The sequence below is a fragment of the Streptomyces sp. NPDC089915 genome (genome assembly GCF_040684675.1).
In the GTDB taxonomy this organism is placed as follows: domain Bacteria; phylum Actinomycetota; class Actinomycetes; order Streptomycetales; family Streptomycetaceae; genus Streptomyces.
Genome location: NZ_JBFBGN010000095.1, coordinates 20,002 through 27,804, shown reverse-complemented (window position 1 = coordinate 27,804; position 7,803 = coordinate 20,002). Strand labels below are relative to the sequence as shown.

Here is a 7,803-nt window from a genome sequence, read left to right as displayed (position 1 = left end):
ATCCGCACGCGCAGGGCGGAGGCGCCGGTGGCGTGCGGATCGCGCCCGCCGGTACGGACTCGGTGTCGCTGGCCCTCGCCGACCAGACGGGGCAGCCCGTGGCCGACGTGGAGTCCCTCGCGCTGCGCGCCGTCACCGCCGAGCAGCCGGCGGACGGGGCGCTGCGCGACGCGCTGTTCCGCCTCGACTGGGCCGGGCTGGCCCTGGACGCGGCCGCGGAGGCCGCCGACGGGTGGGCGCTGCTGGGCGGCGAGGACGGCTACGCCGCCGCCGCCCTGCGCCGGGCGGGCGTCGGCTTCGACGTGTACGCCGGTCTGGACGGGGCGGGCGCCGCGGCGCGGGCCCCGAGGGTGCTGGTGGTGCCCGTGGAGGGTGCCGGGGAGGCTTCGGCGGAGCGGGTGGGCGAGCTCGTCGGGCGGGTGCTGGGGCTGCTGCGGGACTGGCAGTCCGACGAGCGGTTCGCCGGGACCCGGCTGCTGCTGCTGACCTCGGGCGCGGTGGTGCCCCGGAGCGGGGAGGCCGTGCACGATCTGGCGGCGGCCGCCGTGTGGGGTCTGGTGCGTTCCGCGCAGGCCGAGAACCCGGGCCGGATCGTCCTGGCCGACGGGCCGCACCCCTCACACTCCTCCATCGACCTCGGCTGGGACCTGCTGCCGGCCGCCGTCGCCACCGACGAGCCCCAGCTGGCGCTGCGGGGCGGGGAGTTCCTCGTACCGCGGCTGGCGCGGGCGCGGGCGTCCGAGGCCCTGGCCGTGCCGGGCGGGGAGCGGGCCTGGCGGCTGGACGTGCGCGGCCGGGGGACCCTGGAGAACCTGGCGCTGGTGCCCGCCCCGGAGGCGGACGCGCCGCTGGCCGCCGGGCAGGTGCGGATCGGGGTGCGCGCGGCGGGCCTCAACTTCCGTGACGTGATGCTCTCCCTGGGCCTGTACCCGGGCGAGTTCGTACTCGGCGGCGAGGGCGCCGGCGTGGTCCTGGAGACGGGCGCGGGGGTGACCTCGCTGAAGCCCGGCGACCGGGTGATGGGCATCTTCGACGGGGCGTTCGGGCCGGTGGCCGTCGCCGACGCGCGCAGTGTGCACCGCGTTCCCAAGGGGTGGACGTTCGCCCAGGCGGCCGCCGTGCCGATCGTGTTCATGACCGCGTACTACGGGCTGGTGGACCTGGCCCGGGCGCGGCGCGGCGAGCGGGTGCTCATCCACGCGGCGGCGGGCGGCGTCGGGATGGCCGCCGTGCAGCTGGCCCGGCACCTGGGGCTGGAGGTGTACGGCACGGCCAGCCCCGGCAAGTGGGACACGCTGCGGGCGGCCGGGCTGGACGGGGAGCGCCTGGCGAACTCGCGGACCCTGGACTTCGAGGGCGCGTTCCTGGAGGCGACGGGCGGGCGGGGCGTGGACATCGTCCTGGACTCGCTGGCGCGGGAGTTCGTGGACGCCTCGCTGCGGCTGCTGCCCGGGGGCGGCCGGTTCCTGGAGATGGGCAAGACCGACATCCGGGTGCCTTCGGAGGTCGCCGAGGCGCACCCCGGGGTGGAGTACCGGGCGTTCGACCTGGTGGACGCCGGTCCGGAGCGGATCGGTGAGATGCTCGCCGCGCTGGTCGAGCTGTTCGAGAGCGGTGACCTGTCGCCGCTTCCGGTGACCACCTGGGACGTCCGGCAGGCGAAGGACGCGTTCCGGTACGTCAGCCAGGCCAAGCACACCGGCAAGGTGGTGCTGACGGTCCCGGCGGGCTTCGACCCGGACGGCACGGTGCTGGTCACGGGCGGTACGGGCACGCTGGGCGGTCTGCTGGCACGTCACCTCGTCCGCCGGTACGGGGTGCGGAACCTGCTGCTGACCAGCCGGAGCGGTCCGGCGGCGGCCGGGGCGGCGGAGCTGACGGCCGAGCTGGCGGGGCTGGGCGCGCGGGCGGCGGTCGTGGCCTGCGACGTCGCGGACTCCGGGGCGCTGACGGAGCTCCTCGCCGGGATTCCGGCGGAGCACCCGCTGACGGCGGTGGTGCACACCGCCGGGGTGCTCGACGACGGGATCCTCGGGTCGCTGACCGGGGAGCGGCTGGAGCGGGTGCTGCGGCCGAAGACGGCGGCGGCGCTGGCGCTGCACGAGCGGACGCGGGACCTGGACCTGTCGGCGTTCGTGCTGTTCTCCTCGGCGGCCGGGGTGTTCGGCAACCCGGGCCAGGCCAACTACGCGGCGGCGAACGCCTCCCTGGACGCGCTCGCCCTGCACCGGCGGGCTCTGGGCCTGCCCGCGGTGTCCCTGGCCTGGGGCATGTGGGAGGAGGCCAGCACGATGACGGCCCACCTGGCCGGCGGCGAGGGGCCGCGGCCCGGCCGGGGCGGCTCCGGGGCGCTGGGCTCCGAGGAGGGGCTGGCGCTGTTCGACGCGGCGTTCGCGGACGGTGCGGCGGTGCTCGTGCCGGCGCGGCTGGACCTGCGCGCGGTGTCGGGGTCGGCCGGTCCGGTGCCGCCGCTGCTGCGGGGCCTGGTCCGCCCGGCGGGGCGGCGGGCGGCGGCCGCGGTGCGCCTGCCCGGCGGGGTGTCGCCGGCGGAGCGGCTGGCGGGGCTGACGCCGGTGGCGCGGGAGCGGGAGCTGCTGGAGATCGTCCGGGAGAACACGGCGGTGGTCTTCGGCCACGCGAACGCCGACACCGTCGACGTGGCGAAGCCGTTCAAGGCGCTGGGCATCGACTCGCTGACCGCGCTGGAGCTGCGCAACCGGGTGACGGCGGCGACGGGGCTGCGGCTGCCCCCGACGCTGGTGTTCGACTACCCGACGCCGGCGGCGCTCGCGGAGCGGCTGGTGGAGGAGTTCGCCGTGGCCGCGGCGGGAGCCGTGGACGGCACCCGGGCCGGAGCGGCGGCCGGTGAGCCGGCCGGACCGGCGGCGGTGCTGGCGGACATCGACCGGCTGGAGGCGGCGATCGGCTCGGTCGACGCGGCCGGCGAGGCGGCCGTCGGCGCGCGGCTGCGGGAGCTCCTGGCCGCCTGGAACGGCCGGACGGCGGCGGCCGCGCCCGACGCCGCACCGGCGGACATCGAATCGGCGACCGCCGAGGACATCTTCGACCTGCTCGACGGCGAGCTGGGGACGCTCTGACGCGACCCGGAGCCCGACCCCCGCAAGCCCGACCCCTGTTGGAGCGATCGCACGTGACGAACACCAGCCAGACCAACGAGGCCAAGCTCCTCGACTACCTGAAGCGGGCCACCGCCGACCTGCGCGAGACCAAACGCCGTCTCGGGGAGGCGGAGGCGCTGGCCGAGGCCAAGGAGCGCGAGCCGATCGCGATCGTCGGGATGAGCTGCCGCTTCCCCGGCGGCGCCGGCTCCCCCGACGGGCTGTGGGACCTCGTGCGGCGCGGCGGGCACGGGCGGACGCCGTTCCCGGAGAACCGGGGCTGGGACGTGGACGCCCTGTTCGACGAGGACCCGGGCCGGTCGGGGACCTCGTACGTGCGGGAGGGCGGCTTCCTGCACGAGGCCGTCGACTTCGACGCCGGCTTCTTCGGGATCTCCCCGCGCGAGGCCCTCGCGATGGACTCCCAGCAGCGGCTGCTGCTGGAGGGGGCGTGGGAGGCGTTCGAGGACGCGTCCATCGACCCGGTGTCGGTGCGCCGTACGGACACCGGGGTGTTCGCGGGGGTCATCCACCACGACTACGTGACCCGGCTGGCCCGGGTCCCCGACGGGCTCGGCGGCTACCTCAGCACGGGCAGCGCGGGCAGTGTGGCCTCGGGTCGGATCGCGTACACGCTGGGCCTGGAGGGTCCGGCGGTGACCGTGGACACGGCCTGCTCGTCCTCGCTGGTGGCGCTGCACCTGGCGGTGCAGTCGCTGCGGCGCGGGGAGTGCGCGCTGGCCCTGGCGGGCGGGGTCACGATCATGTCCTCGCCGGGCGCGTTCGTGGAGTTCAGCCGCCAGCGCGGGCTGGCCCCCGACGGCCGCTGCAAGTCCTTCGCGGACGGCGCCGACGGCACGGCCTGGGGTGAGGGCGTCGGCATGCTGCTGGTGGAGCGGCTGTCGGACGCGGTGGCGAACGGGCACCGCGTGCTGGCCGTCGTCCGGGGCTCCGCCGTCAACCAGGACGGGGCGAGCAACGGGCTGACCGCGCCCAGCGGCCGGGCGCAGCAGCGGGTCATCCGGCAGGCCCTGGAGAGCGCGGGGCTGGGCCCCGCCGACGTGGACGCGGTCGAGGCGCACGGTACGGGGACGCGGCTGGGCGATCCGATCGAGGCGCAGGCGCTGCTGGCGACGTACGGTCAGGGCCGGCCGGCGGGGCTGCCGCTGTGGCTGGGGTCGGTCAAGTCGAACATCGGGCACACGCAGGCGGCGGCCGGTGTGGCGGGCGTCATCAAGATGGTGCAGGCGATGCGGCACGGGACGCTGCCGCGCACCCTGAACGTGGACGCCCCGTCGGCGCAGATCGACTGGTCGATGGGCGAGGTGGAGCTGCTGACGCGGGAGCGGGCCTGGCCGGAGACGGGCCGGGCGCGCCGCGCGGGGGTGTCCTCGTTCGGGATGAGCGGGACGAACGCGCACGTGATCCTGGAGGAGGCGCCGGGGCCCGTCCGGGAGGACGAGGAGGAGGCTCCGGCGGAGCCGGCCGCGGGCACGGTGCCGTGGGTGGTGTCGGGCCGTACGGGGGCGGCGCTGCGGGCGCAGGCCGCCCGGCTGGCCGCGCACCTGGAGGCCGGGCCGGGGCTCCGGCCCGCCGATGTGGGGTTCTCCCTGGCGACGGGCCGTTCCGCCTTCGAGCACCGGGCCGTGCTCCAGGGGTCCGGCCCGCAGGAGTTCGCCGCGCGGCTGGCGGCGCTCGCGGCCGGTGAGGCGGCGCCGGGGCTGGTGACGGGCTCGGCGGAGACCGGCGCGTACGGCAGGGTGGCGTTCGTGTTCCCCGGGCAGGGCGCCCAGTGGGCGGGGATGGCCGTCGGGCTGCTGGACGCGGAGCCGGTGTTCCGGGCGCGGATCGAGGAGTGCGCGGCGGCCCTCGCCCCGCACACCGACTGGTCGCTGCTCGACGTGCTCACCGGCCGGGAGGGCGCGCCCGGCCTGGAGCGGGTGGACGTGGTCCAGCCCGCGCTGTGGGCGGTGATGGTGTCGCTGGCCGCGCTGTGGCGGGCGTACGGGGTGGAGCCGGCGGCCGTCGTCGGCCACTCGCAGGGCGAGATCGCGGCGGCCGTGGTCGCCGGGGCCCTGTCGCTGGAGGACGGCGCCCTGGTCGTGGCCCGGCGCAGCCGGGTGCTGACGGAGCTGTCGGGGCGCGGCGGGATGATGTCGGTGGCGCTGGCGCACGAGCGGGTCGCCGGGGACGTGGCGGGGTACGCGGGCCGGATCGCGGTGGCCACCGTCAACGGCCCGGCGGCCACGGTGGTGGCGGGCGAGCCGGCCGCGCTGGAGGAGCTGCGGGCCCGCTACGAGGCGCAGGGGGTGCGGGCCCGGATCATCCCGGTGGACTACGCCTCGCACTCCCCGCAGGTCGAGTCGATCCGGGAGCGGCTGCTGGAGGTGCTGGCGCCGGTGCGGCCGCTGCGGCCGGAGCTGCCGCTGTACTCGTCGGTGACGGGCGAGGTGGTGGAGAGCGCCGTCCTGGACGCCGGGTACTGGTACGAGAACCTGCGCCGCACGGTGCGGTTCGAGGGGTCGGTGCGGGCGCTGCTCGCCGACGGGCACCGCTACTTCGTGGAGGTCAGCCCGCACCCGGTGCTGACCCTGGGCGTCAGCGAGACCCTGGACGCGGCGGCCGGGCCGGACGGCGCCTCCGGGCGGACGGCGGTCGTCGAGTCGCTGCGCCGCGACGACGGCGGCCGGGACCGGTTCCTGTCCTCGGTGGCCGAACTGTACGTGCAGGGCGGGCCGGCGGACTGGCGGCCCGCGTTCGCCGCGGACCGGCCCCGGGTGGTGCCGCTGCCGACGTACGCCTTCCGGCACGAGCCGTACTGGCTGGACAACGCCCCCGGCGGCGAGGGGGCGGGCACGTCCGGGATGACGGCGACGGGGCATCCGCTGGCGGCGTTCCGCCTCGACGTGCCGGAGGCCGACTCCGTGCTGTTCACCGGGACGGTGTCGCCGCGCAGCCACCCCTGGCCGGCGGGCGCCGAGGTGCCCATGGCGGCGCTGGTGGAGGCGGCGCTGGCGGCGGGCGGGGCCGTGGGCCTGCCCGAGGTCGCCGAGGCGTCCGCGGGAGCGGCGCTGGTGCTGCCCGAGCGGGGCGGGGTCCGGCTGCAACTGCTGGCGCAGGCCCCGGACGCGACGGGCCGGCGCGGGCTGACGGTGGCCTCGCGGCCCGAGTCGGCCGCCGGGGAGGAGCCGTGGGTGCGGCACCTGACGGCGGTCCTGGCGCCCGGGCGGGCGCCGGCCGTCCCCGGGGGCCCGGCCGCATGGCCGCCGCCGGGCGCCGAACCGCTGGACCTGGACGGGGAGCACCCCGCCCTGGAGCGGGCCTGGCGCCGGGGCGAGGAGTTCTTCGCCGAGGCCGCCCTGCCGGAGGGCCGGGCGGCGGAGGCCGAGGCGTACGGGCTGCACCCGTCGCTGCTGGAGGCCGCGCTGTACCCCGTACTGGCCGACGGGGAAGGCCCGTCGGTACCGGCCGCCTGGAGCGGTACGGCGCTGTACGCGACGGGCGCCGCCCGCGTGCGGGTGCGTGCGGTGCGCGGGGCGTTCGGGGTGGTGGGGCTGGAGCTCGCCGACGCCGAGGGCGGGCCGGTGGCGGCCGCCACCGTGACCCTGTCGGCCGCGCCGGAGGGCGGCGGACGGCCCGTCACCCCGCTGCACCTGGTGTGGGAGCGGGCCGCCGACGCCCCCGAGGCGGCCGCGTCCGCGACCCGGGCGCTGCTCGGCGCACCGGACGCCGCCGGCCGGGTCCCGTCGGTCCTGCCGGACTGTGACGGGGCCCCCGCCCACCCGGACCTCCGGTCCCTGCTGGCGGAGGCCGGGACCGCATCCGACGGTGTGCCGGAGGTGCTGCTGGTGCCGGTGGTCCGCGACGGCGGGGCGGCGGAGGTTTCCGGGGCGCGGGTGCGGGCCGCGGTGGACGCGGTCCGCGAGCCGGTCGGCGCCTGGCTCGCCGAACCCCGGTGCGCCGGCACGGCGCTGGCCGTGGTGACGCGCGGGGCCGAGGCGGTGCTGCCCGGGGAGGACGTCCCCGACCTGGCGGGCGCGGCCGTACGCGGCTACGTGCGCTCCGTGCAGGCGCGGCTCGCCGAGGGGGACGGACGCCGCCTCCTGCTGGTGGACGCGGACGAGGGATTCAGCGCGGTGTACCGGGTCCTGTCGGCGTTCGAGGACAGCGGCCGGGCCCGCCGGGGTTACGTGGTGGAGGGGCTGGGCGCGGCCCAGTTCGCGATGGACGGCGCGGTGGACCGGCTGCGCGCGGCGGAGAAGAACCCGCCCCCGCTGGCGGCGGTGGTCCTGGCCGCCGCCGATCCGGCGAACGCGTACGGGGCGGCCCTGCCCTGGCCGGAGCCCCCGGCCGGCGCCTCGCACAAGCCGGGCCGCAAGGCGGGCTCCCTGGTGGTGCAGGTCGACGGGGAACTCGTGCTCTACCTGGAGCGCGGCGGGAAGACCCTGCTGGCCTGGCCCGACCCGGGCGACCCCCGTCTCGCGGCGGCCACGGCGGCCCTGGCGGCGGCCTCCCGCGCGGGCACCCTCCCGGACCTGACGGTGGAGCGCATCAACGCGGCGGCGGCCCTGACCTCGCCGCTCGGCCCGTCCCTGGAGACGGCCGGCTTCCACGCCACCCCGAGGGGACTGCGGCTGCGCAACTAGCCGCCCCCGCCCCGGGAAACGGCTTGAACTCGCTCCGG

At 77.9% G+C, this 7,803-nt stretch carries 2 protein-coding genes; both read left to right on the top strand.

Annotated features, from left to right (window positions below; all coding sequences use genetic code 11):
- Positions 1–32: 32 nt before the first annotated feature.
- Positions 33–3,098 (top strand): SDR family NAD(P)-dependent oxidoreductase, encoded by a 3,066-nt coding sequence (locus tag AB0O29_RS24775; protein ID WP_365154934.1) that lies wholly within the window; start codon positions 33–35, stop codon positions 3,096–3,098.
- Between the two features lie 53 nt (positions 3,099–3,151).
- Positions 3,152–7,765 (top strand): acyltransferase domain-containing protein, encoded by a 4,614-nt coding sequence (locus AB0O29_RS24770; protein ID WP_365154931.1) that lies wholly within the window; start codon positions 3,152–3,154, stop codon positions 7,763–7,765.
- Positions 7,766–7,803: the final 38 nt, after the last annotated feature.